Genomic DNA, 24,679 nt, shown 5'->3' with positions numbered 1-24,679 from the left:
ATGAAGCGCCCCGGCCGGAACCGGGGCGCTATCTGTGGTGCAAGGTCACGCGGCCAGTGCCTCGGCCTGCGGCTGCTCATCCGCCACGGCGGCGACTTCCTCCGGCGCTTCGGCTTCCTCGTCCGTCACCACCTCCTGCGCGGTCTGCTGCGTGGCTTCAGCGGCGAAGATGGCGGGCATCCAGCCGGTGCCATCGGCCAGCCGCTCGACTTCGCTGGCAATGTCGCCTTTCTTCAGCTTCGCCAGCCGGGTGACGTGCGCGGGGGCGAACTCGCCCACGGCTTCCAGGATCACGGCCTTGGAAACGTGCTTGAAATACCCCTCTGCGGTCGGCTTCCACCATGCCGCCATGTCCAGCCCCACGGCCTGCGCCAGTTCCCCGCCCGGTTGCTGCGTCGTGGCGCGGGGTGTCACCACGTCCACGGTGGAAGCCACGCACACGGCCAGCAGCCGCACCAGTTCATCCTGCGACTTCGCCAGCAACGCGGCGAACAGTTCGGCGCTGTCCTCCGGCAAGGCTTCGCCCGCGACTTCCTGCAAGGTGCGCAGCGCCACGGCGGCAGGCGATTCCGACACGTCCGGGGCAAGGCTTTCCAGCCGGTCTTGCACTTTCAGGCTCACGCCGAGCGGCAAGTCGTGACGGTGGTAGCTGTCTTGCAACACGGTTTGCACCATGCCATGCACTAGCGCGGCCAGCGCCACCCGCGGATGCCGGGCAACTTCGATTTGCAGCGTGGCGGTGCGGTGGGCGCTCAATCGCTGCGCCAGCCGGTCGGACATGGCGGCGTTCTTGGGCGGGTCGTCGTCCTCGCCTTCGTCGTCGTTGTCGGCTTCGCCTTCGCTGCCGAAACCCTGCCGCAGTCGTTCCAGCGTGCGCAGCGCCTTGGCCTCGGCTTCGCGCAGCAGCCCGCGATGAATCACGGCCTGCCCGTCGCGGTCGATGGTGACGATGGCACCGGCTGCCGCCTTCACGTTGGCCGCGTAGTCCAGCAAGCCATCTTCCAGCGCCTGCAACTGCTCGCCCAGGCGTTCGCCTTCTTCCTGCAAGGCATCGGCCTTTTCTTCGTCCTCGTCGTCCAGCGCAGCATCCACGGCTTCGGCCAGTTCGTGCATCTTGGTTTGCAACTTCTCGATGCGCTGCGCGTCGCGCTTGTTCGGGCTGCGGCGTTCCCTCGGCGCACGCTGGAAGGTGTGCAGGTCGGCATGGGTCATGCCCGGCGTGGCATCCACCCACGCCCAACCCTCGGCCTGCAACTCGGCGGCGATGCCTGCCAGCTTGTCTTGCGCCAGCCGTTCCAGCAGCGCGGCATCAGTCAGATACACGCCCTTGTCGCCTTCCGCGAACAGGTCGCGGCGGATGCCGCCGCCTGCTTGCTCGTAGCCGTCCAGCCCGACGAAGCGCACCAGCGGATGCCGGTATGCGTCGATTTCGCGCTCGGTGAGGCGTTCGCGCAGGTTGTGCGGGTTGCGCTGCCACGTCGGAGCGTCGTAGAAGGCGCTTTCCTGCGCGGCGTGGTCGTCGGTGATGGCAAGGGCCATCAACTGATCGAGCGTGACGGCTTCGGCGCGGTAGTCGGCCAGCAGCCGGGGCGAGACGTTCGCCAGCTTCAAGCGGCGCTGCACCACCAGCGGGGACACGCTGAAATCGGCGGCTATGTCCTCGATGGGTCGGCCTTCGGCCACCAGCGCGGCGAATGCCTCGAACTGGTCGGCGGGGTGCATGGCTTCGCGCTGCACGTTCTCGGTGAGGCTGGCCGTGCGGGCGGTGCCATCGGCCACCAGCAGGCAAGGCACGTCCCATTCCTTGCTGATGCGGTGTTTCTTCGCCAGCAGCTTCAAGGCTGCAAGGCGACGGCCACCGGCCACAACTTCGTAATGCTCGCCATCGGCGGCGGCAATGACGATCAAGTTTTGCAGCAGGCCCACACGCTGGATGCTGGCGGCGAGTTCGGGAATGGACATGCGCGGGGTCTTGCGCACGTTGCGCCCGGTCGGGCGCGACACCAGCCGCGACAGTGAAACAAGAATCAGGTTCTTGGTCGAGTCGGCTGCTTCCAGCGGGATAGCGGCGGCGGTATTGACGGCGCGGGCTTCGGTTTGGGTAATGGCGTTCATGGTGATAACTCCTATCGGTTCAGGGATGCAGCAGCGAGGAAAGCGGCAAGGGCTGCTGCCTGCCCCTGCCGCGTGGGGAATCAGGCTTTCAACTGGCGCAGGCCATCGGCCAGCATCCAGAGGGCGCGATTGAGGCGCACATCGGAATCAATGCCCTGCACCGGGCGGGTTTGCTGGCGGCGACCGTTGGCGCTGCGCCCATGCAATCCGCCTTTGGTCAGGTTTTCTTGGGTGCGGTTGAACACGCTCCACAAGTCCGGGCGGTGGTCGTCGAAGCGGCGCGGCATCAGGATTTGCGATTCGGTGATCGGCGCGGGCTTGTTGTCGGTGGGGTCGTACTTGAGGGCCAGCGCGGAACGGGCGAACACTTCGGCTTCGCCTTCGTCCAGCGTGATAGCGCGCATGGCATCGCGGGAATCCTTCACCCGGTCGAAGCCGCGCAAGACTTCGTAAGCGCCTTCGATGACATGCCCGGAAACATCGCCTTTGTGGGGCACGCGCACATCGGCCACGGTGTCGCCGCACACCAGCCCATTGCTGCACACGAACCGGAACATGCCGGCCAACATCTGATAGCTGCTCGTCCCGTCATGGGAGTTCAGCAGCACGATTTCGTTAGCCTCCGCGCCGTTGATCTGGCTGGCGTGGCGCAGGCGCAGCATGTGTTTGGTGTGTTCGCGCTTGCCTTCGTCGCGCACGCGGGTTTGCGTCACCATGAAGGGCTGGAATCCTTCCTTGCGCAGTTCCGCCAGCACGGCGGCGGTGGGGATATAGGCGTACCGCTGCGAACGGCTCTCATGCGGCGCGTCCGCAAAGATAGACGGGGCCACGCGGTGAATCTGGTCATCGGTCAGCGGGTAATCGCTGCGCAGCGAGGGGGAACGGGAAGCGAAACGGGATGCGAGTTGCATGATCTTTCTCCTGACGAAAAGGGTTTGCTGTTCACACCGCACACCGGATTCCTAGATTCGGAAGCCCAGCTCTTGGCTGTTCTGTGCGGTTGGCACGAGGAACCCGGTTGGCCCTGTTGCCACCGTCTTTCCTGAGTTCATCGCCCGCGGCCAAAGGAGCGCGCGGACGGGGGCCGTCAAGGAGACAAGCGCAGGGTTGGTGCGGCCCGCAGGCGCAGCCGAGGACACGGCCCTGCGCGCCTTGACGACACACGGGAGCGCGCTACGGTCGCGGACAAGGTGATGAAGTCAGGGGAGACGGCTGGGCATGGCAACGGCCGCCCTTGTGTGCCAAACCGCACGCAAGCGAAGCGCGCAGGCCCGAAGCTGGAAGCCGGGCCGTAGGCGTCAGCGGTGCGGAAGGCTGGCAAAGCCACTCCCGCCAGGGATGAGCGACTAGCGAACCTGGAGCAGCGCGATCCGCGAAGCGGAGACGCAAGAGGACTCTTCGTTTACCATTTGTTTCGCAAGCAAATGATGGAAAAGCAAAAACACGGAGATCTAGAAATGATTGTCTGCATCAACCGCCTCAAGCAGTTCGGCATCTTCAGCGACTTTAATGGAACGAAGATCCAAAAGTTTGGCCGGTACAACTTGGTCTATGGTTGGAATGGAACAGGCAAGTCAACGTTATCAAATCTATTCTCTTGCTTTGAGCTTCGCTCGATGGTTCCCCGCTTCAGCACGGGCCAATTTTCAGTAGTTCTGGAGGATGGCTCAACGATCACAGAATCCACACTCCACTCATCCCAATTGAATATTCATGTTTTCAATCAGCGCTTCGTGCATGAGAACATTGATTGGGACAAATCCGTAAAGAGCATACTTCTTATTGCGAAAGAGAAGATTGATGACTTGCAGAAGCTGGAGAAGCTGAAGAGCGAGCTTCAGTCGAAAAAGAAGGCTCACGACGACAAGCAAAGCGATATCAAGAAGCAGCGTGAGGCATTAGAGAAATTCCTGACCAATGCTGCCAAGAAAATGAAGCTTGGACTTCAGGCGATTGATACGAGCGACAGTTATTACTTGAATTACGACCGCCGCAAGCTCTCTAACTTCATACAGAATAATGGCGAGGCAATTATCAAGGCGGAGTCGGTGCTTCCAGATGAGAGGGTTATCGACCTTACGAATGCCGCCAAGCCAGATCAGCTTCCAAGCATTGCTTTCGCCTCAACGGCCATTGAGCCGGACTACTTTAAGAAGGCGGCGGGCCGCATCAGAGATTTGATTGGGACTACTGCGGTCAATCAAGCTATCCAGCGGCTGACTGATAACCCGGACATCCGTGAATGGGTTCAAACAGGCTTGGAAATCCATAAAAACCACGACTCGCAATCCTGCGAGTTCTGCGGCTCTCCGTTCGCCCAGCTTCGTGCCGAGGCACTTGCTGCCCACTTCAGCAAAGAGTTCACAGAGTTTCAGAGCCGACTTCAGAACGCGGCGACTTGGATTGAGTCTCAAGGCGCCCCAGCCAATCAGTTGCCCGCAGCGACCGAGTTTTATAAAGAACTATCGGCCGAGGCAGAGAAGCTTCAAAAGGACTACGCGACTGCTGCTGAGAAGATCGACCAGCAAATGGACGCATGGCGGGAAGCCCTGAAGGCCAAGATCACAGACCCTGCGAAGACAGACATTCAGATCTCGGATGTGGTTGAAGGCGATGTCACCAATTTCAATGACATCCTGAAGTCGATTGTTGCTCTTGTCGGAAAGCACAACAATAAGACTTCAAACTTCAAATCTGAGACATCAAAAAGCAAGGTGGCGCTGGAGCTTCACTTTGCTGCCGCTGAGGTGCAAGAATTTGACTATGCTGGAAGTGAGAAGAAATGCAATGACCTTGAGTCAGAAGCAAAGAACGACCACAAGGAGATTGAAAAGATTAGTCAAGAGGTCGGAGCCATAGAGGCGCTGCTCTCGAATGAAACGGTCGGAGCGAAGGAGTTCAATGACATCTTGCATCGCTTCATTGGCCGCTCTGAACTTTGCCTGAGCTTCAATCAAAAGAAGAAGGGTTATGAGATCATCAGAAACGGGGTTGGTGAGCATGACGGGAATTTGAGCGAAGGTGAGAAGACTGCGATTGCATTTGTCTACTTCATCACGAAGCTCAAGGAAAACGGAAATAACATCAAGGACACGATCGTCGTCGTTGATGACCCGGTCTCAAGCTTTGATTCAAATCACTTGTTTCATGCTTATTCATTCTTGAGAACGCAATGCACTGAAGCCAAGCAGCTTTTTGTGCTGACTCACAACTTCACCTACTTCAAGCTGGTGAGAGACTGGTTCACTGGCACAAATAGGAATCGAGTCAAGAAAGGCAACGCCGAGAATTGCTTCTTTTATCGCCTGGATGCGCCACCTGGCTCCCCTCGTCACTCCCTGCTTGTCGATGCCGATGACTCTCTTAAGAACTACGGTTCCGAGTACCACTATATCTTCAAGAAGCTCTATGAATACAGGGCGCACACGACACTCAATCGAGATGAGGCGTTCTTGACCGCCAACCTCGCCCGAAAGCTCGTTGAATCGTTCTTCACCTTTAAATATCCAAGGCGGCGAAGCGACATTAGTCAATTGATGGAGGCTGGACTAAAAGATTGCACTATCACGACACCGGAGCTTAAAGAAAAAATCTACCGTTTTATCAATAAGTATTCACATAGCGACGTTATTGAGATAACAGAGGAATCCGCAGAAAACTTGGCTGGCGAAAGCCATAGCGTCATCGGGCACATCTTTCAGTGGTTGGAAGAAGTGGACAAGAAACATTACGACGAGATGGTTCAGGTTGCGACCGCCTAAGCATCAGGCCCGAGAGGCCGGAGCTGCGCCACCAGGCGCAGCAAAAAGGGGGCCGAAGCCCCTTTGGTTAGATCAGCCCACGCTCGGCAAACGATGCCGTTGCGGCACCGGCGACGATGACGTGATCGAGCACCCGCACGTCCACCAGCCCCAGCGCCTCCCTGAGCCGCAGGGTCAGCGCCCGGTCGGCCGCGCTCGGCTCGGGGTTCCCGCTCGGATGGTTGTGCGAAACGATGACCGCCGCCGCATTCAACCGCAGCGCCTCCTTGACCACTTCGCGCGGATACACCGAAGCACCGTCGATGGTGCCGCGAAACATCTCCCGGTATTCGATCAGCCGATGGCGCGAGTCCATGAACAGCACCGCGAACACCTCATGCTCGAAGCCGGCCAGCTTGGCGCGGAGGTACTCCTTGACCGCCGCCGGCGAAGTGAACTCGGCCCCGCGCTGCATCTTCTGGTCGATGACCTGCCGCGCAGCTTCCAGAATCTCGTCGGCCGATGCCGGCAGATAGCGCCCTTGCGTGTCGCGCACCAGCAGCGGGGAATCGAAGGAAGGAAAGGACAGTTGCGACATGATCGTGCTCCGGTTGCTCGGGCGGAATTGCCCGGAACCGTGGAGAGCACGGCGCAGCGCAAGCAGTCAGGGGTCAAGGACGGCCACAGGCCGCAAGCGTGCAAGCACGCGAAGCCCTTGACGGCGAGAACGCCGTGGTACGGTGAAGGGAACAGCAAGACCGCCTACACCCCGCCCAATGCACATACCCGCCTTTGGCAAGCGGAGCGCGCAGGCCCACATGGGCCGAAGGCGTCAAGGGATCAAAGCCGGATAGCCACGATTCGGCATAAGGCGCGGGGTGCAGCCCGCGAGACCTACGGGGGCACGCCGGGACGCACGAATGCTGCTTGGCCGACTCGGTGTCCTGTCTGCGCTGCTCAATCTGTAAGTGGGCCCGCCCGAAAGGGCCGTAAGCGTCGGCGATATAAACCGGTATGGGCGTGACGCTTGGAAGTACGTCAGCTAAAATGTAACTATCGCACAGCACTTCAAGACCAAAGTGGTGTAAGTCCCAACGAAGACGCAAATAGATTGCTTCCAATATAGGAGTTGCGAGAAAACAATGCACCCATTCCAAGAGAATATACAAACTTGGATTTCTCGGCGTCTTGCTAGCCGCTCATCCAGTCAATGCCTTGATATTCCGTTTGTGTTATCCAGTGATATAGGACTGGTTCGAAAGGAGAATCAGGATCGTGCGGCCGCTCTCTACACTGGAAAGAAGTCAATAAATCCGCTGTTTGCAATAGCGGTTGCTGATGGCATGGGAGGCATGCGCGATGGCGGGAAATGTTCTTCATTGGCAATATCGAGCTTCTTCTACTCTTTGATACAGCACCGTAATTTAGGTATCAAGGAAAGAGCTTACGAAGCTGTAAAAGCATCAAACAATCAAGTATTCGAGATATATCGAGGCGATGGCGGTTCTACGCTAACTGCAGTTTTGCTGGATTCTCAAGGCGCCAAGATAATTGTTCATCTTGGTGATACGCGTGTCTACACTTTCGGGGCTGGGAAAAAGGTTGAGCGACATACAACTGACGACTCTCTCGTAGAGGCTGTTGGTGGAAGCGGCCGAGAATTGCTCCAATTTATTGGAATGGGCGATTCGATTCAGCCCAAGATATCTGAATTTTCTTGTCAGGAAGGTTTTTGCGCCATTACCACTGATGGCATTCACGGCATAGAAGAAAAAACCCTCAGCAGGATTTTGGAAAATTCGTCAAGTCTTAACGAAGCTTCCGAGCGTCTGAATTCTGTCGCGATGTGGTGCGGAGGCAATGACAACTCAACATCCGCCATATTTGACATCGCCGAAATGCTTCCATCGCTTGCACAATATCAAGGCAGCGGAATCCGTTTGTGGGATGCAGGCGGGGATCTAACTACCCTTTGGCTGCGCGAGGAAGAGCCGGCGTTTAATGCAAAACACGCTCAAGCCCCAAATGAGATGAATGACGCAGTGAATAATTATTCATCCCAGCTCATACCCAGCAAGCCACCTAAGATTGAGCGAGCATCGAAGAAGTCGAAGCCACCCGTTCGAAAATCTCGAAAAAAGAAAACCGAGAATTACCCGGAAGAGGTTCAACTGGATATAGAGATTGGCAATTCTGCCGAACAGGGAGACGTCGGTGCTGATAGCAAATAGATATAAAACTCTCGATAACTCCGACAGGGGCGGAATGGGAGAGGTAATTTTTTGCGAAGATCTTCATTTGCAACGCCAGGTTGTATTGAAGCATCTACAAGCTGGGGTTGAAGCTCGTAGATTGCTTGATGAGCAAAAGGCATTGTCAAAGGTTAGATCAAAGCACGTCGTTCAACTTTATGACATCGTGAACATTCAAGGAGGAGGCGTGCAACAGCCCGCTATTGTCCTTGAATATATTGATGGAGAGATACTTCAGGTTGGGTCTTTTTCTGTCAATCAAGACTACCTTAACGTGATATGGCAGATTTCGTGCGGACTCGCGGATATTCATTCTCACGGAATCATCCATCGGGACATTAAGCCTGGAAATATAAAAATAGATAGCGAGGGTGTGGTCAAGATTATTGATTTCGGATTGTCGAGAAGTAATTCTAATGCTGAGACAAGGAGCATAATAGGGACTCCTATATTCATGGCGCCAGAACTATGGGGTGACCACACAATTGCTTTTGACTCATCTATTGATGTCTATGCGTTTGGTGTGACATGCCTAGCCTTGCTCACCGATACGCCTCCTCTTAGTCTGCGCAGTAGGCCTCCAAGTCAGCCAACGCTAGCGGATTTTTCAGCTCTCCTCCCTGGGGTGCCAAGTGAAATTACAAATACCTTGTTTCAATGCCTTGCGGCAGACAGGAGAGACAGGCCGTCTATGCAAGTCATCAAGAACTTGTTGGAAAAACATCTTCTGAAGGATAAGCATCGCGCCACCGTCGTTTTAAATGGAGTGGCGAACACTCTAGATCATAAAAATAGAAGAATATCGCTAAATGCAACTGTCGGGAGCCTCACGATTGAATATGATGGCTTGGTGTTTTGCGTTACACAAGTCACAGGGGCTGTTTATATAAACAACACGTCCGTTAATGTTGGGGCGATAGTGCCAGGTTGTTGTGTTCTAACCTTCGGCAATGGCGGTGGCAGAAAGTTCGTGACCTTTGACGTCTCAAATCCGGAGGTAATGCCATGAATCCAAATGATGTTGTCTCCGGTCGCTATCGTATAGAGCGCCACATCGGTCGAGGCGGTATGCAAGATGTCTATTTGGCACATGACATTTTGCTGGAGTCTAATGTTGCACTAAAAACGCCTCAGCCCGGGCAGCCTGATAAGAGATTCAAAAGCAGCGCAAAAATAGCTGCGAGAGTTAATCATCATAATGTTGCAAAGACCTTAGATTATATTGAGGAGAATGACCGACTCTTTCTTATCGAAGAGCTGGTTGATGGTGATAATCTTGAAAATAAGCTAAAGATTTTTGGAGCCATTGATCCTCACCTCGCTGCTCGTATATTTTTGCATGTATCCAAAGGCGTTGCCGCCTCACATCATGCGGGAGTTGTTCATCGTGACTTAAAACCAAGCAACATCATTGTTGAACATGGCGTTAATTTGCACGAGCTAAAAATCACTGATTTCGGCATCGCTACGCTAACAGAAGAGGTCTTTGACGAAGCTGCGCGAGAAGGCGATATAACCAGATCGACATCTGGAACAATCCGCGGTGCTCTGCCTTATATGGCACCAGAAATGATGTTCAGGCAACCGGGTGAACATCCTGGTGCCTCAGTCGACATTTGGTCGCTTGGTGCCATGATGTTCCAAATAATGACCGGAAAAGTTCCTTTCGGCGTGTATCTTCAGGCTGCTGTCAATGTGCAAAATAAGAATAGAGAGCCTTGGCCAGATTTCATGACGTCAAACCCGCAATATAAGATCCTTTCGCAACAGTTGCAGTCCCTCGTGGAAGACTGCCTTCAATACAATATTGCGGATCGCCCCACCGCCGATGATGTGGTTGCGAGAATCTCTAATCTTTGCTTTATCGGCGTTGACAGAAAGATTGGAAGCGTGACAAACCTAATTCAAAACGGATACAGTGGATTCATAGATGGCGACGACGGTGTAACGACCTTTTTTAGTCGAGAAAGCGTTTATGGGTCAAAGTCATCAGCCACACCTGGAAAGAGAGTGTGCTACTCGAATTTTCCGGGATCGCCGCGTGACCGAGGTCATCCGATCATTGTGATCGAATGATTTTTAGTAATTTAAGGAGGGCTCCACCGCCCCTCCTTTTCATATTGTTTTCAGCTAACGCTAGGGTAGCGATAGATTGTCCAGCCCTGAGTAGACCATCGCGCTTTACCACCAGCAGCGTTCCCTTGAGCCGCTGTATCAGTAGATGATTGGCCTGCGAAGGATCAGAATTCTTACTAATATGGTAGCGCGAGAGTGGAGGCGAGATGCGAGCAGATAGCTGGAGCGGCACGTTGAGAAACCAGTCTGTTTGATACAAGGCTAATCGTTCCCCGCTTCTCGCTGTTCCATCTGTAACTTTGCCCGCTGAGTTGCCCGTTGTAGTTGCTCAACCAACACGCCCCTCGGCGGCAAGGCTGTCAGGTACTCGGCAACGTGGATGCCCGACTTGTCCAGTTCCAGCAATTCGATCTGCTCGCGTTTCTTGCCGGTGCAAAGGATGATCCCCAACGGTGAGGCTTCTTCCGGCTCGCGCTCGTGCTTGTCCAGCCAGCGCAGGTAAAGCTCCATCTGCCCCTTGTGGGCCGCCTTGAACTCGCCGATCTTCAACTCCACCGCCACCAGCCGCCGCAGCTTGCGGTTGTAGAACAGCAGGTCAAGGTGGAAATCCTCGTCGTCAATCTGAATGCGTTTCTGCCGCGCGACGAAGCAAAAGCCCGCGCCCAGCTCCAGCAGGAAGGCTTCCATTTCGCGGATGATGGCCGCCTCCAGGTCGCTTTCCTGCCAGCTATCCCGCAAGCCCAGGAAGTCGAGGATGTACGGGTCGCGCATGACCAGCGCCGGTGTCATGCGCTGCGCGTCGCGCAGGGTCGCCAGCTCCTGCGCGATGGTTTCTTCCGGCTTTTGGGACAGCGCAGTGCGCTCATACAGCATCGAGTCGATGCGCTCGCGCATCGTCCGCACGCTCCAGCGTTCGGTACCTGCCATCTGCGCGTAGTAGTCCCGCTGGAGCGGTTCCTTGAGTGCCAGCAGCAGGACGAAATGTGACCAGCTCAATTGTCGCGACAGTGTCGCGACAATTGGTTCCTCGGGGAACGTGGCGGCGAATTTGACCATCCGGCGCAGGTTCTTCTCCCCAAAGCCCCGCCCATAGTCGCGCGCAAGCTGCTCGGCCAGGGTCGGCAGGATTTCCTCGCCGTACCCGGCCCGCTGCCCGGCCAGCACCTCCGTATGGATGCGCTGGCCGATCTGCCAGAACAGCAGGGTCAGCTCGGCATTGACCGTCGAGGCGACGCGCTGGCGCGATGCCTCGATCAGTGCCCGAATGTCGCCCAGCAGCGCCATCGACCCTGCGGGTGACGCAATGGATGCCTTGCGCCTGGTCATGTCGTCGCCTCCGCAGCAAGGGGACGTTTGGTGCCGGTGATCGTCTTGCGCCGGCTTGCCACCAGTTCGGCCGCTTCCCGCACCGGCTTATCCTCGGTGTGGACGTAGCGCATGAACATCGCCACGGTCTTGTGTGCCGTCAGCACCATGCCAACCTTGACCGGGATGCCGGAATTGGCAATGTCGGTCGCCGAGCGGTGGCGGATGCCGTGCGTGCCGACGTGCGGCACGTTAGCCGCTTTGAGCGCCCGGCTCCAGCCGCCGTAGTGCTCGCCATAGGTCAGGTGCTTGGCCGGGTCTTTGGGCGACGGCAGGACATAGGGGCAGCCCTGCCGGCGCGGCGCGGTTGAAAGCAGCCGGTGGGCTTCTTCGCTCAAGGGCTTGGACATGCCGCCGGTCTTGCTGTCCGGCCACACCACGCGCCGGTTCTCCAAGTCGATCCAATCCCATTCGAGCGCGCAGATTTCGGAGCGGCGGCCGGCGAACTCGAATTGCAGCCGGATCGCCAGAGGAATGACGTAGTTCTCCAGCCCTTCGGCCTCCAAGTGCTCCAGGTGGCGGAAGATTCGCGTCATTTCCTCGTCATTGATGAGGCGAGTGGCCTTGCCTGCGGGGAACATGGGGACATGCCGGCAGGGATTGGTGCCGTCCGGGCGGAAGCCCCAAACTTCGGCCATGTTGAACATCTTGCGCAGCACGCCGAAGGTGTGATTCGCATCGGCCGGCTTGTAGGCCAGCTTCTCCATCAGCCCAGCAATGTCGGGGCGCTTCACATCCTGAACCTTCTTGCGGCCCAACAGCGGGACGATGTTGCGGTCGATGACGGCCTGATAGCCTTCCTGCGTGCTCGGCTTGTTGCGCTTCTTGGAGTAGTCCTCCATGAACTTCTCGCACAACTCGGCCATCGTGGGCGCTTTGCGCGCCTCGGCCTTGGCCCCGCCGGGGTCGCCGCCCCGGCGAACCTCGGCCAGCCAGTCCTGCGCCATCACGCGGGCCTGCTCCACGGTCAGTTCGCCGAACAAGCCTAGGGCGGGCTTGCGGCGCTCCCCGGTGTTCGTCCGGTACTGGAGCATGAACACCTTGCGGCCCGCCGGAGTGATCTTGCATAGGAAGCCGGGTACCACGGTATCCCGCAGTTCGACGGCCTGCGCCTGGGGTTGCGCCGCATCCACGGCGGTTTTGGTGAGCTTGATCTTAGCCATGATGACTCCTCGGAAAGACCCGTTTCCAAGAGCCACATGGGGGCCAAGCGGGCGGAAGCCGGGTCGGGTTTCAGAAAGCACCGGCATATGATGGACACAGCTAAGTTATTGATAAACCTGCTGTATCGGGTCTGAGCGCAGTCCAGCGAATTTCGGTGCTGGAGTCATCGTGAAATAAAAAAAGGGCCATCCCCTGCCAAGGAAAATGGCCCCTAAGCACTTGCCTGAAGAAGGTATCGCCGGTCAGCGCGCGGTGATCACCGCCAGCTTGCTGATCCCGGCACGCTCGATCGCCGCCATCGCCCGGGCGACCTCGCCGTAGTTCACACCATCGTCGGCCTGCAACTGCACACGCAGCTCGGCGTCCTTGTCCTTGGCAGCCTTGAGGTTGGTCTCCAGCAGGTCGGGCTGGATCTCGTCCTTGTTGATGAACAGCTTGCCGCTGCCGTCGATGCTCACTACCAGCGGGTCCTTCTGCTCCACCGGTGCCACGGCCTCGGTCTTGGGCAGGTTGATAGGGATGGCGTTGGTCAGCAACGGCGCGGTGACGATGAACACCACCAACAGCACCAGCATGACGTCCACCAACGGCGTGACGTTGATTTCACTCAACACTTCATCGCTGTCCTGGGTCGAGAAGGCCATGTCAGGACGCCTCCTTCACAGGTTGGGTGAAGCCGGTGTGCTGGCGCTGCACCGCCGGATGCACCAGCACGCGGAAGGCACTCTTCTGCGCCAGGCTGTAGAAGTCGTGGGCGAAGTCGTCGAGGTCGGCGGCGGTCAGCTTGAGGCGACGGAGGAAGTAGTTGTAGACCAGCACCGCCGGCACCGCGACGGCGATACCCACGCCGGTGGCCACCAGTGCGGCACCGATCGGCCCCGCCACGGTCTCCAAACTCGCCGAGCCCGCCGCGCTGATGCCCTTGAGCGCTTCCATGATGCCCCACACCGTGCCGAACAGGCCGATGAAGGGTGAAGTGCTGCCGATACTGGCCACCACCGCCAGGCCGGTTTCCAGCGAACGACGCTCGCGAACGATCTGCTGGCGCAGGGCGCGCTCCAGGCGGTCCTGGTGGTTGATGGCCTGGCTCAAATCGTTAGCGTGACCAGGCTCGCCAACCGCGATCGCCGCGAATCCCGCCTGGGCGACACGGGCAGCCGGGCCTGGCAGATCGTGGGCCGGCTCCGCGGCAGAGTCGAGGCTGGACGCGGCCCAGAACTGCTGGTGGAAGCGCTTGTCCTGGTTCTTCAGGCGCACGAACTGCACGACCTTGACCAGGGCCAACGCCCAGGTGGCGACGGAGAAGCCGACCAGCAGCCAGATGACCGCGCCTTCAACGGATTCGAGGGGAGATGCCAACAAGCTCATGATGAAGTCCTTCCTGTGTGCGCTCGCAAGTTAACGAAGCTTGAAATCGATCGGTACGCTGACCCAACCCACCTGGGCCACCTCGCCCTGCTTGGCCGGGACGAAGCTCCAGCGTTTCACCGCGGCTAGCGCGGCGGCGTCCAGAGCGTCGCGACCACTGCTTTTCTGGATCTGGATCTGCCCTGGCTTGCCACTGGGCAGCACCTCGACGCGCAGCAGCACGGTGCCCTCCCAGCCACGGCGCTGGGCCATCTGCGGATATTCCGGCGCCGGGTTCTTGAGGTAGGCGGCGTTGGCCGAGGCTGGCGTCACCGGGGCCGGGGCGGGTGGCGCAGGCGGAGCCGGCGCGGCCACGGGCGTCGGCGTGGGTGGCGGCGCCTCGACCGGTTTCGGTTTCGGCTGCGGTTTTGGCTGTGGCTTGGCCACAGGTTTGGGCAAGACTTTCGGCTTGGGCTTTGGCTTGGCAGCCAACTCGTCGATCACCGGCGGTGGCGGTTCGACCACAGGCGCTGCCGGGGCTGGCGGCGGCAGCTCGACGACCGGCGGCGCGGGCGCGGCGAACTCGATGGTCATGGGCGGAATCTGCGGCGGAACGATGGGCAACGCCGGGGTCGGTGCCTGGTTGATCCAGTAGGCGACGGCACCGTGCAGGGCCAGCACCAGCAGCACCAACGCCAGCTTGTCGCGTCGTTTGAGGCCGCTCAGTGGCGTGCGTTGCAGGCGTAACTGGCCAAGCGGCAGGCGTAGCGTGCGTCCGAGCTCGACCAGGTCGCCCGATGCCGGGTGCCAAGGCTGCTCAAAGGCCCTGACGGCCGACTGGACATTACCCATTGCTAGAAACTCCTGGGGTGTTGATTCAGGTGTGTGGCTGAATCATCGACGGCAGGGGCTTAGGCCATGAAGGAATGTTTAAATTTATTGTTATAGCTTTTTTTGCTATCGATTTTGTCCGGTCCGCTGCAAGCCTTGGCACCAGCGACCTCTAGCCGGGTCGGGTGTTCGACATGCCTGGAAGGCATGAAAAAAATGCTCGAATGGCATGTGGGCAACTGCCCCGCGATTGCGTCCGCCAGGTAACAAAAAACCCGGGACCAGGCCCGGGTTCTTCATTCACATCCAGTAGTTCAGATATCCGCCACCTTCTGCCACACCTTCGGCCGGAAGAACAACGTCTCCCCCCGCGCCAACCCGGTCAGGCTGTCATGATCCTTGACCACTTCGGCCTCGATCAGCTCGCTTTGCCCTTCCACCTTCAAGGTAACCCGGGTGGTCGCGCCCAACGGGCGGATATCGCGGACCTCGGCGGCATGGTGGCCTTCGGTCTCATGGCGCGACAGCGACACCTCGTGCGGACGGAACAGCACGTGGTGGCCTTCGCTGAGCGCCAGGCGGTTGGAGTCACCAAGGAAGTGGTAGACAAAGTCGTTGGCCGGTTTCTCGTACACCTCGCCCGGCGAGCCGATCTGCTCGATCACGCCCTTGTTCATCACCACGATGCGGTCGGCAACTTCCATGGCCTCTTCCTGGTCGTGGGTAACGAATACCGAGGTCAGGTTGATGTCTTCGTGCAGCCGCGCCAACCAGCGGCGCAGTTCCTTGCGCACCTTGGCATCCAGCGCCCCGAACGGCTCGTCGAGCAGCAATACCTTGGGCTCCACCGCCAGGGCACGGGCCAGGGCGATACGCTGGCGCTGGCCACCGGACAGCTGCTCGGGGTAGCGATCGGACAACCAGTCGAGCTGCACCATGTTCAGCAGCTCGTGGACCTTCTCGGCGATCTTGCTCTCACTCGGGCGCTCGCCCTTGGGTTTCATGCGCAGGCCGAAGGCGACGTTGTCGAACACGCTCATATGGCGGAACAGCGCGTAGTGCTGGAACACGAAGCCGACGTTGCGATCACGCACGTCGTGCCCGGACACGTCCTCACCATGGAACACGATGCTGCCGTCATCCGGGGTTTCCAGGCCGGCGATGATGCGCAGCAGGGTGGTCTTGCCGCAGCCCGACGGGCCCAGCAGGGCAACCAGCTCGCCGCTGTGGATGTCCAGGTTGATGTTGTCCAGGGCCTGGAAGCTGTTGAAGCGCTTGCTGACGTTACGAACTTCGATCGACATGAATCATTCCTCCGCGGCGCTGTGGCGCAGGCGGTTAATACGGTTCTCGCTCCACTGCTTGAGCAGCAGGATGAAGAGCGCCAGGATCAGCAGCAGGCTGGCCACGCTGAAGGCCGCGACATGGTTGTACTCGTTGTAGAGGATCTCCACGTGCAGCGGCAAGGTGTTGGTGACGCCACGGATATGCCCGGAGACCACCGATACCGCGCCGAACTCGCCCATGGCCCGTGCGGTGCACAGCACCACGCCGTAGATCAGGCCCCATTTGATGTTCGGCAGCGTGACGTGCCAGAACATCTGCCAGCCGTTGGCCCCGAGCAGGCGCGCGGCCTCCTCTTCCTGGGTGCCCTGCTCCTGCATCAGCGGGATCAGTTCACGGGCGACGAACGGCACGGTGACGAAGATGGTCGCCAGGACGATGCCCGGCAGGGCGAAGACGATTTGGATATCGTGGTCCTGCAGCCACGGGCCGAACAGGCCCTGGGCGCCGAACATCAGCACGTAGACCAGGCCGGCGATCACCGGTGACACCGAGAACGGCAGGTCGATCAGGGTCACCAGGATACTTTTGCCACGGAAGCTGTACTTGCTCACGCACCAGGCGGCACTGACCCCGAACAGCAGGTTCAGCGGCACCGAAATGGCCACCGCCAGCAGGGTGAGCTTGAGCGCAGACAAGGCATCGGCCTCGAAGATCGCCTCGAAGAAGGTGCCGAAGCCGTTTTTCAGGGCTTGGGACACCACGATCACCAGCGGCAGCGCCAGGAACAGCGCAAAGACGATCCAGGCCAGGGTGATCAGCACGCGGCGCGAAGTGGCACTGCCACGCCGGGCGGCGTTGGCGGCGGCGGTCGCGCCAAGGGTTGATGAAGACATTAGCGGGCCTCCTTCAAGGGGTTTCGATGCGCCGCTGCAGCAAGTTGATCAGCAGCAGCAGGATGAAGGAAACCACCAGCATCAACACGCCGATGGCAGTGGCGCCGGTGTAGTCGTACTGGTCGAGCTTGACCATGATCAGCAACGGCAGGATCTCGGTCTTCATCGGCATGTTGCCGGCGATGAAGATCACCGAACCGTACTCGCCAACGCCACGGGCAAAGGCCAGGGCGAAGCCGGTCAGCCACGCTGGCAGCAACGCCGGAGCCAGTACATGGCGGAACACCTGCAAAGGCTTCGCGCCCAGGCAGGCGGCAGCCTCTTCCACCTCACGCGGGATGTCAGCCAGCACTGGCTGCACCGTGCGCACCACGAACGGCAGGGTGACGAACGTCAGCGCCAGGGTGATGCCCAGTGGGGTGTAGGCGATCTTGAAACCAAGATCCGTGGCGAACTGACCAACCCAGCCCGCAGGGGCGTACAAGGCGGTCAAGGCAATGCCGGCCACGGCGGTGGGCAGGGCGAACGGCAGGTCGATCATCGCGTCGATGACCTTGCGCCCGGGGAAGGTGTAGCGCACCAGCACCCAGGCCAGCAGGGTGCCGATCACGCCGTTGATGATGGCGGCGAACAGGGCGGTGCCGAAACTCAGCTTCAGCGCGGCGATGACCCGCGGCGCGCTGACGATGTTCCAGAACTGCTCCCAGGTGAGCTGCGAGGCATGGATGAACATGGCCGCCAGCGGTATCAGCACGATCAGGCTGAGGTACACCAAGGTGTAGCCCAGCGTCAGCCCGAAGCCGGGTATGACGGGGGAAATGCGACGTGACATAAAGGTCCCTGGTTGAACGCACGAAGCCCGGGAGTCATCCCGGGCCGGTGCAGGCTACTGAAGGGTTTTGTTTGTGGGGCTGCTGCGCAGCCCCGCTTGTTCATTGCCGATCACTGTGCCTGATAAATCTGGTCGAACACACCGCCATCGTTGAAGAACTTCGGCTGCGCAGTCTTCCAGCCACCGAAGTCCTTGTCGATGGTCACCAGGTCCAGTTTCGGGAACTGCTTGCCGAATTCGGCGGCGACCTTCGCGTCACGCGGACGGTAGAAGTTTTGTGCAGCGATCTTCTGGCCAGCCGGGCTGTACAGATGCTTGAGGTATTCCTCGGCGATCTTCTCGTTGCCCTTCTTCTCGGCGTTCTTGTCGACCACCGCCACCGGTGGCTCGGCCAGGATCGACAGCGATGGGACGACGATCTCGAACTTGTCGCTGCCACCGTCTTCCTTCAGCGCCAGGAAGGCTTCGTTTTCCCACGCCAGCAGCACATCGCCCTGGCCGTTGTTGACGAAGGTGATGGTCGAGCCACGCGCGCCGGTATCGAGCACCGGCACGTGCTTGAACAGCTCCTGCACGTAGGCCTTGGCCTTGTCTTCACTGCCGCCGGTCTTCAGGCCGTAGGCCCAGGCGGCGAGGAAGTTCCAGCGGGCGCCGCCGGAGGTCTTTGGATTGGGCGTGATCACCGAGACGTCTTTCTTGATCAGGTCGCCCCAGTCCTTGATGCCTTTCGGGTTGCCCTTGCGTACCAGGAACACGATGGTCGAGGTGTACGGCGTGCTGGCGTCCGGCAGGCGCTTCTGCCAGTCCTCCGGCAGGGTCTTGCCGAGCTTGGCGATCTCGTCGATGTCGCCGGCCAGGGCCAGGGTCACCACGTCGGCGCGCAGGCCGTCGATGACCGCGCGGCCCTGCTTGCCCGAACCGCCGTGGGACTGCTGGATCTTCACCTTGTCGCCGGGGTTGGCGGCTTGCCAATGCTTGATGAACTCGGCGTTGTACTGCTGGTACAGCTCGCGGGTCGGGTCATAGGACACGTTCAGCAATTCGTAGTCCTTGGCGATCGCGGAACCGGCAAAAACGGCACTGGCCAGGGCGGCAAGCGCATAACGGCGGATGGACATGGTGAAGCTCCCGATTGGCATTTTTCTAGTTTTGAAGGGGTGCGGTGTCAGCCGGTCTTGTTGCCGGGCTGCTGCAGGCGGAACTTCTCCTTGCGTTCGATCTGCACCACCTGGGCGTTGTGCACGGTGATCTCCACCGCGCCAAAGCGCAGGTCGCGCAGGGCACTCTGGATTTCACGCAGAATGGTGGCTTCGTCCTGACCGTCGATGCTGCGCAGAGATGCACTCATGCTCGTTCTCCTGTGAGTAAGGGAGCCGGGCAGAGGTTTTGAAGGGGATTTGCGCCTGGCTTGAGGGCAATACTAGTGAGGCGCGGATATTCTTAAAAATACTGTTTAAGAATTTTTATATAACCATTAGCGCGAACACTGAGTCCTGTGGGAGCTGGCAAGCCGGCTCCCACAGGGTGCGCGTGGTTCTCAGGAAGTCTTTTCCGGCTCGCGGATCTTGTACCAGGCCACGTACAGCGCCGGCAGGAACAACAGCGTCAGCAGCGTTGCACTGATGATGCCGCCGATCATGGCGTAGGCCATCGGCCCCCAGAACACTTCCCGGGCAATCGGGATCATGCCCAGGCTTGCCGCCGCCGCCGTCAGCAGGATCGGCCGGCGGCGGTGGTTGGTCGCCTCCACCACCGCGTCCCAGGGGGTGTAGCCCTGCTCTTCGAATTCGTCGATCTGGGTCACCAGGATCACCGAGTTACGGATGATGATCCCGGCCAGGGCGAGGATGCCGAGGATCGCCACGAAGCCCATGGGCGTGCCCGTGGGCACCAGGGCCAGGACCACGCCGATCAGCCCCAGCGGCGCGACGCTGACCACCAGGAACAGCTTCTGCACGCTGTGCAGCTGGATCATCAGGAAGGTCGCCATGAGGAACAGCATCAACGGAATGACATCGGCGATCGGCCCCTGGGCCTTGCCGCTCTCCTCCACCGTACCGCCGGTGGCCACGCCGTAGCCGGGCGGCAGCTTGCCGGCGAATTCGTCGATCTTCGGCTTGAGTTGCGCCACCAGGTTGGTCGGCTGGATATCGCCGACCACCGAGGCCTTGATGGTGATGGTCGGCTTGCGGTCGCGCCGCCACACCAATGGCTGCTCCAGCTCGTAACGCACGGTGGCGAACGCCAGCAGAGGGATGGACACACCACTGGGGCTGACGATCTGCAGGTTCTGCAGGGTGTCGGGGGAGCCCCGCTCGCTGTCCTCGGCCCGGGCAATGACGTCGACCAGGTAGATGTTGTCGTTGACCTGGGTGACCGGCACGCCGCTGACGATGCTGTTCATTACATTGGCCACGTCTTCGGACGAAAGCCCCAGTTGACGCGCCTTGTCCTGGGCGATCTCGATGCGCAGCACCTTACCGGGCTCGTTCCAGTCGTACATCATGTCGCCGATATGCTCGTTGCTGTCGAGCACCGTGGCCAGTTCGATGGCATAGCGGCGCACCTGGTCGATGTCCTTGCCGCTGACCCGGTACTGGATCGGCCGGCCGACCGGCGGGCCCATCTCCAGCGACTGCACGTTGCTGCCGATGCCTACGAAGTCTTCGCGCAGCAGTTTCTGCAGGCGCTCGATCATGCCCTGGCGCTCTTCGAAGCCCTTGCTGACGATCACCAGCTGGGCGTAATAGGGGTTCTGCAATTGCTGGTCGAGGGGCAGGTAGAAGCGAATCGCCCCCTGGCCGATGTAAGTGCTCCAGCGCACCAGGTCGGGGTCGTCCTTGATCTTCGCCTCCAGGCGATCCACCACCTTGCGCGTTTCCTCGATCGAGGCGTTCTGCGGCAGGTCGAGATCGACCAGGATCTCCGGGCGGTCCGAGGATGGGAAGAACTGGTTCTGTACGAAGCGCATGCCCACCACCGACAGTGCGAACAGCACGATGGTGCCGATCACTGTCACCCAGCGGTGGCGCATGCACCACAGCAGGCCATGCTCGAACGCCCGGCCCACCCGCCCAGGTTCGGCCTCGTGGGGCTTGAGCTTTTCGCTGCTGAGGATATGCACGCCCAGCACCGGGGCGAAGAACACCGCCACCACCCACGACACCAGCAGCGCCACGGCGATCACCGCGAACAAGGTATAGGTGTATTCACCGGCCGAGCTGGCATTGAGGCCGATCGGCACGAAACCGGCCACGGTCACCAGGGTTCCGGTCAGCATGGGGAAGGCCGTCGAGGTGTAGGCGAAGGTCGCCGCCTGCTCTTTCGTCTCACCCATTTCCAGGCGCGTGACCATCACCTCCACGGTGATCATCGCGTCATCCACCAGCAGGCCCAGGGCAATGATCAGCGCACCCAGCGAAATCCGCTGCATGGTGATGTCGCTGTACTCCATGAACACGAACACCATGGCCAGCACCAGCGGAATCGAGCAGGCCACCACCAGCCCGGCACGCACGCCCAGGCTGACGAAACTCACCACCAGCACGATCACCACGGCTTCGAACAAGGCACTGGTGAAGCCGCCAACCGCCTGCTTGACCACCACCGCCTGGTCGGACACGGTGTGTACGCCGACCCCGACCGGCAGTTCGCTGACGATGCTATCCTTCTTCTTCTTCAGTGCAGCGCCGAACACCTCGATGTTGCCGCCGGCCTTCATGCCGATGGCCAGGCCGATGGCCGGCTGGCCGTTGTAGCGGAAGATCGGTGACGGCGGGTCGACGTAGCCGCGCTCGATGTCGGCGATATCGGCCAGGCGGAAGAAGCGGTCGTTGATGCGCAGGTTGACCGTCTCCAGGTCCTTCTCCGAGGCGAACTGGCCTGTGGTGCGCACCGAGATGCGCTCGGGGCCGGCTTCGATCACCCCCGCAGGGGTCACCGCGTTCTGCGATTTCAGCGCCTCCATGACTTGCCGCTGGTCGATGCCCAGGGCCGCCAGCTTGCGGGTGGAGAAATTCAGGTAGAGCACTTCGTCCTGGGTGCCGATCAGCTCGATCTTGCCGATGTTGTGCACCTCGCGCACCTCGGCGCGGGCCAGCTCCACATAGTCGCGCAGCTGGCGCAAGGTCAGGCCATCGGAGGTGAAGGCATAGATCGAGCCGAACACATCGCCGAACTCGTCATTGAAGCCCGGCCCCTGCACACCCTGGGGAAACTGGCCACGGATGTCCTGGATCTTCTTGCGCACCTGGTACCAGATAGCTGGAATGTCCCTGGCCTTGGTGGTATCGCGCAGATACACGTAAACCGTGGATTCGCCGGGACGGGTATAGCTTTTCACATAGTCGAGCGAATCGAGCTCCTCAAGTTTCTTCTCGATCCGATCGGTGATCTGGTTCAGTGTCTCGGCCTGGGTCGCCCCCGGCCAACGTGTCTGGATCACCATGGTCTTGATGGTGAAGGACGGATCCTCTTCCCGGCCCAGGTTGAAGTAGGAAAACACCCCCATCAGCAGCCCGACGAACATCAGGTACCAGACGAAAGACTGGTGCTTGAGCGCCCATTCGGAGAGGTTGAAGCTTCCTTTCATCGTGCGTCCTCGTCGAATATGACCTTCTGGCCAGGCTTGAGGCTGTTGACGCCGGCGGTGACGACGCGTTCGCCGGGTTGTACACCGGAGGACAGGATGATGCTGTCAGGACCACGCTCCGCCAGGGTGACGTCACGGGTGGCCACGGTCTTGCCCTGCGGGTCGACTACCCACACCTGGGTTTTGCCATCGCGTTCGAGCAGCGCGGAGCGTGGCAACTCGCTGCGCGGCGTCACCGCCGAGGTCAAGGTGACGCTGATCGCAGTCCCCAAGTGGAAGGCGTCCGGGGTGCTGGCCAGGGTCAGGCGGGCGCGGCGGGTACGGGTGGTGGCATCGGCCTGGGGCTCCAGCTCGCGCAAGGTGGCGGTGGTGTTGATGCTAGGGTCGAGCTGCGAGGCGACGGTGAAGGTGAGGTCGTGACGCAATTGTTCGGCCAAAGCGATCGGCAGGTCGATCACCGCTTCCTTCACATCCGGGCGCGCCAGTGTGACCACGGCCTGGCCGGCGCTGACGGTCTGCCCGGCCTCGGCCTGCCAGGCCGTGATCACCGCGGCATGGTCGGTACGCAGGGTACTGTAGCCGAGCTGGTCGCGGGCCTGGCTGACCGCCGAGCGCGCCTGCTCCAGTGACGCGCCAGTGGTCTTCAGGTTGGTCTGGGCAATGTCTAGCTGGGCTTGGGCGCCGACCCCGCGGTCATACAGCTGTTGCTGGCGGCGGGCATCGGCCTGGGCATTGATCCACTGGGCCTGGACCCGCGCAAGGTCGCCTTCGGCGGCACGCAGCTGGTTCTGCTGGTCGGTCGGATCGAGGGTCGCCAGGGTGTCGCCCGGCTTGACCTGGGCCCCGACATCCAGCCAGCGCCGAGCGATGCGGCCAGACACGCGGAAACCCAAGGTGCTCTCGAAACGTGCCTGGATGTTGCCGGCAAAACGCCCAAGCTGCGCTTGCACCTGGGGCTCGACCACGGTCGACAGCACCGGGCGCACGGGTTCGGGCTGGACGTCCTCGTTGCCACAGGCAGCCAGCAACGCACAGGCAGACAATATCGGCAGCAACGGCCTCATGGCGCGACTCCCCCGCTTTTGGCGTCGACCTTTTCGACCTGAATACCTGGGTTCAGCAGCTGGCCACCACTGACCACCACCACCTCACCGGCCTCGAGACCCTCGCTGATCACCACTTTGCCGGTCAGGTAGCGCGCCACCTGGACCTTGCGCAGTTGCGCCTTGTCACCCTCGCTAACCACCCACACGGCGGGCTCGCTCAGCGCCTTGGTCAGGGCAGACCAGGGCAGCTCGACGCTCGGTTTGCCGTGTGCACTGGCCGAAACGGTCACCGGCGCGCCCAGGGCCATGCCCCTGGGCACATCGCGCAGGGCCACCTTGACCTGCACCGTGCCACTCTGGGCCGAGACCGTCGGGGTGATCTCGCGCACATGTCCCTGGGCGGTGATGGTGGGGTTGTCGATCATGCTTACCGTCAAGTCCCTCTCGCTGCTGGGCGCCACCAGCAGCGATTCGTAGACATTGAACACCGCGTCACGGTCGCCATCGACGGCCAGGCTGAAGATCGGCATGGTCGCCTGTACCACCTGGCCGACCTCGGCCTGACGCGCAGTGATAACGCCGTCGGCTTCGGCAACCAATGCCGTGTAGCCCAATTGCTCGTTGGCGTTGGCCAATTGCGCCTGAGCGGCCTTGAGCGCGCTCTGGCTACTACGCAGCGCGGCCTCGGCGGAGTCGTACTCGCTTTGGCTGGTGTAGCCCTTGGGCAGAAGCTTCTGCTGACGCGCGAACGCGGCGCTGGTCTGGGCGACCCGGGCCTGTTCGGCGAACACCTCGGCCTTCGCCGAATCCACGTTGTTCTGCAGGTCTTTGGGGTCAAGACGCGCCAGTACCTGGTTGGCCTTGACATGGTCACCGACATCGACGCTGCGGGCGATGATCTTGCCGCCCACGCGGAACGACAAATCCGTCTGCACCCGCGCCTGCACGTCACCGGTCAGGGTGACCCGGGCGGCAAAATCGGTGGGCTGCACCTGTTGCACCGCGACCCGGGGCAGCACCTGACCAACCTCCTCCTTGCCACAGCCTGATAGCAGGGAAAGCAACCCCAGGCAAACGACCAGCGGCGCACGCTCTAGCGTCATGCAGGCTCCTTGCTTCTCTCAGGTAAAAGGGATGCGT

The 24,679-nt window shown here is 60.2% G+C and carries 20 protein-coding genes; 4 read left to right on the top strand and 16 right to left on the bottom strand.

The window, feature by feature from the left end:
- Nucleotides 1–45: 45 nt before the first annotated feature.
- Both C3F42_RS18705 and C3F42_RS18700 read right to left on the bottom strand, forming a co-directional pair.
- Complete coding sequence (locus C3F42_RS18705) at nucleotides 46–2,115, bottom strand: ParB/RepB/Spo0J family partition protein (RefSeq protein ID WP_104444740.1); 2,070 nt, start codon at nucleotides 2,113–2,115, stop codon at nucleotides 46–48.
- 80 nt (nucleotides 2,116–2,195) lie between these two features.
- A complete protein-coding gene (locus C3F42_RS18700; RefSeq protein WP_104444739.1) occupies nucleotides 2,196–3,026 on the bottom strand; it encodes a DUF932 domain-containing protein in 831 nt (276 codons plus the stop codon).
- Between the two features lie 393 nt (nucleotides 3,027–3,419).
- On the opposite strand from C3F42_RS18700, the gene C3F42_RS18695 reads away from it, so the two are divergent.
- Complete coding sequence (locus C3F42_RS18695) at nucleotides 3,420–5,876, top strand: AAA family ATPase (RefSeq protein ID WP_256586211.1); 2,457 nt, start codon at nucleotides 3,420–3,422, stop codon at nucleotides 5,874–5,876.
- Between the two features lie 67 nt (nucleotides 5,877–5,943).
- Here the strand turns inward: C3F42_RS18695 and radC are convergent, their stop codons facing one another.
- Nucleotides 5,944–6,453, bottom strand: coding sequence for a DNA repair protein RadC (gene radC / locus C3F42_RS18690; RefSeq protein WP_104444737.1), 510 nt, complete (start codon nucleotides 6,451–6,453; stop codon nucleotides 5,944–5,946).
- Nucleotides 6,454–6,997: 544 nt separating this feature from the next.
- Between radC and C3F42_RS29410 the strand changes: the two genes are divergently transcribed.
- The 3 genes from C3F42_RS29410 to C3F42_RS18680 are packed head-to-tail and all read left to right on the top strand — an operon-like array spanning nucleotide 6,998 to nucleotide 10,183.
- Entirely contained in the window at nucleotides 6,998–8,086 is a 1,089-nt protein-coding gene (locus C3F42_RS29410) for a PP2C family serine/threonine-protein phosphatase (RefSeq protein ID WP_158659577.1), read from the top strand.
- The gene (locus C3F42_RS18685; RefSeq protein WP_158659576.1) at nucleotides 8,070–9,116 is read left to right on the top strand and encodes a serine/threonine-protein kinase; all 1,047 of its coding nucleotides are present in this window, start codon (nucleotides 8,070–8,072) and stop codon (nucleotides 9,114–9,116) included. The genes C3F42_RS29410 and C3F42_RS18685 overlap by 17 nt, the downstream gene beginning before the upstream one ends.
- Entirely contained in the window at nucleotides 9,113–10,183 is a 1,071-nt protein-coding gene (locus C3F42_RS18680) for a serine/threonine-protein kinase (RefSeq protein ID WP_104444735.1), read from the top strand. The genes C3F42_RS18685 and C3F42_RS18680 overlap by 4 nt, the downstream gene beginning before the upstream one ends.
- Nucleotides 10,184–10,444: 261 nt before the next feature.
- On the opposite strand, the gene C3F42_RS18675 is transcribed toward C3F42_RS18680, so the two are convergent.
- From C3F42_RS18675 to C3F42_RS18615, 13 genes are all read right to left on the bottom strand, one after another.
- Nucleotides 10,445–11,509, bottom strand: a complete 1,065-nt coding sequence (locus C3F42_RS18675) for a YhcG family protein (protein WP_104444734.1) — start codon at nucleotides 11,507–11,509, stop codon at nucleotides 10,445–10,447.
- Nucleotides 11,506–12,711, bottom strand: coding sequence for a site-specific integrase (locus tag C3F42_RS18670; protein ID WP_104444733.1), 1,206 nt, complete (start codon nucleotides 12,709–12,711; stop codon nucleotides 11,506–11,508). The genes C3F42_RS18675 and C3F42_RS18670 overlap by 4 nt, the downstream gene beginning before the upstream one ends.
- 243 nt (nucleotides 12,712–12,954) lie before the next feature.
- On the bottom strand, nucleotides 12,955–13,356 hold the full coding sequence (locus C3F42_RS18665; protein ID WP_028688526.1) for a biopolymer transporter ExbD: 402 nt from the start codon (nucleotides 13,354–13,356) through the stop codon (nucleotides 12,955–12,957).
- A gap of 1 nt (nucleotide 13,357) precedes the next feature.
- Nucleotides 13,358–14,080: a MotA/TolQ/ExbB proton channel family protein gene (locus C3F42_RS18660; protein WP_038707008.1), complete on the bottom strand. Its 723-nt coding sequence runs from the start codon at nucleotides 14,078–14,080 to the stop codon at nucleotides 13,358–13,360.
- Between the two features lie 30 nt (nucleotides 14,081–14,110).
- Nucleotides 14,111–14,911, bottom strand: a complete 801-nt coding sequence (locus C3F42_RS18655; protein WP_094010959.1) for an energy transducer TonB — start codon at nucleotides 14,909–14,911, stop codon at nucleotides 14,111–14,113.
- Between the two features lie 293 nt (nucleotides 14,912–15,204).
- The gene (locus C3F42_RS18650) at nucleotides 15,205–16,194 is read right to left on the bottom strand and encodes a sulfate/molybdate ABC transporter ATP-binding protein (RefSeq protein ID WP_008093195.1); all 990 of its coding nucleotides are present in this window, start codon (nucleotides 16,192–16,194) and stop codon (nucleotides 15,205–15,207) included.
- A 3-nt stretch (nucleotides 16,195–16,197) separates the two neighbouring features.
- A complete protein-coding gene (gene cysW, locus C3F42_RS18645; RefSeq protein ID WP_046853746.1) occupies nucleotides 16,198–17,070 on the bottom strand; it encodes a sulfate ABC transporter permease subunit CysW in 873 nt (290 codons plus the stop codon).
- 13 nt (nucleotides 17,071–17,083) lie between these two features.
- Entirely contained in the window at nucleotides 17,084–17,902 is an 819-nt protein-coding gene (gene cysT, locus C3F42_RS18640; protein ID WP_023629656.1) for a sulfate ABC transporter permease subunit CysT, read from the bottom strand.
- 110 nt (nucleotides 17,903–18,012) lie between these two features.
- The gene (locus C3F42_RS18635) at nucleotides 18,013–19,020 is read right to left on the bottom strand and encodes a sulfate ABC transporter substrate-binding protein (protein ID WP_031314766.1); all 1,008 of its coding nucleotides are present in this window, start codon (nucleotides 19,018–19,020) and stop codon (nucleotides 18,013–18,015) included.
- A 47-nt stretch (nucleotides 19,021–19,067) separates the two neighbouring features.
- Complete coding sequence (gene oscA / locus C3F42_RS18630) at nucleotides 19,068–19,250, bottom strand: sulfur starvation response protein OscA (protein ID WP_003258557.1); 183 nt, start codon at nucleotides 19,248–19,250, stop codon at nucleotides 19,068–19,070.
- Between the two features lie 189 nt (nucleotides 19,251–19,439).
- Nucleotides 19,440–22,493 carry an efflux RND transporter permease subunit gene (locus tag C3F42_RS18625; RefSeq protein ID WP_104444732.1) on the bottom strand — a complete coding sequence of 1,018 codons (3,054 nt, stop codon included), beginning with the start codon at nucleotides 22,491–22,493 and terminating at the stop codon, nucleotides 19,440–19,442.
- Nucleotides 22,490–23,557, bottom strand: coding sequence for an efflux RND transporter periplasmic adaptor subunit (locus C3F42_RS18620; protein WP_038707011.1), 1,068 nt, complete (start codon nucleotides 23,555–23,557; stop codon nucleotides 22,490–22,492). The genes C3F42_RS18625 and C3F42_RS18620 overlap by 4 nt, the downstream gene beginning before the upstream one ends.
- On the bottom strand, nucleotides 23,554–24,642 hold the full coding sequence (locus C3F42_RS18615; RefSeq protein WP_104444731.1) for an efflux RND transporter periplasmic adaptor subunit: 1,089 nt from the start codon (nucleotides 24,640–24,642) through the stop codon (nucleotides 23,554–23,556). The genes C3F42_RS18620 and C3F42_RS18615 overlap by 4 nt, the downstream gene beginning before the upstream one ends.
- Nucleotides 24,643–24,679 lie beyond the last annotated feature (37 nt).

This window comes from Pseudomonas sp. PONIH3 (genome assembly GCF_002934345.1).
Taxonomy (GTDB): Bacteria; Pseudomonadota; Gammaproteobacteria; order Pseudomonadales; family Pseudomonadaceae; genus Aquipseudomonas; species Aquipseudomonas soli.
Note: the sequence above shows the minus strand (reverse complement) of the source record. Positions and strands in the feature narration are given on the sequence as shown.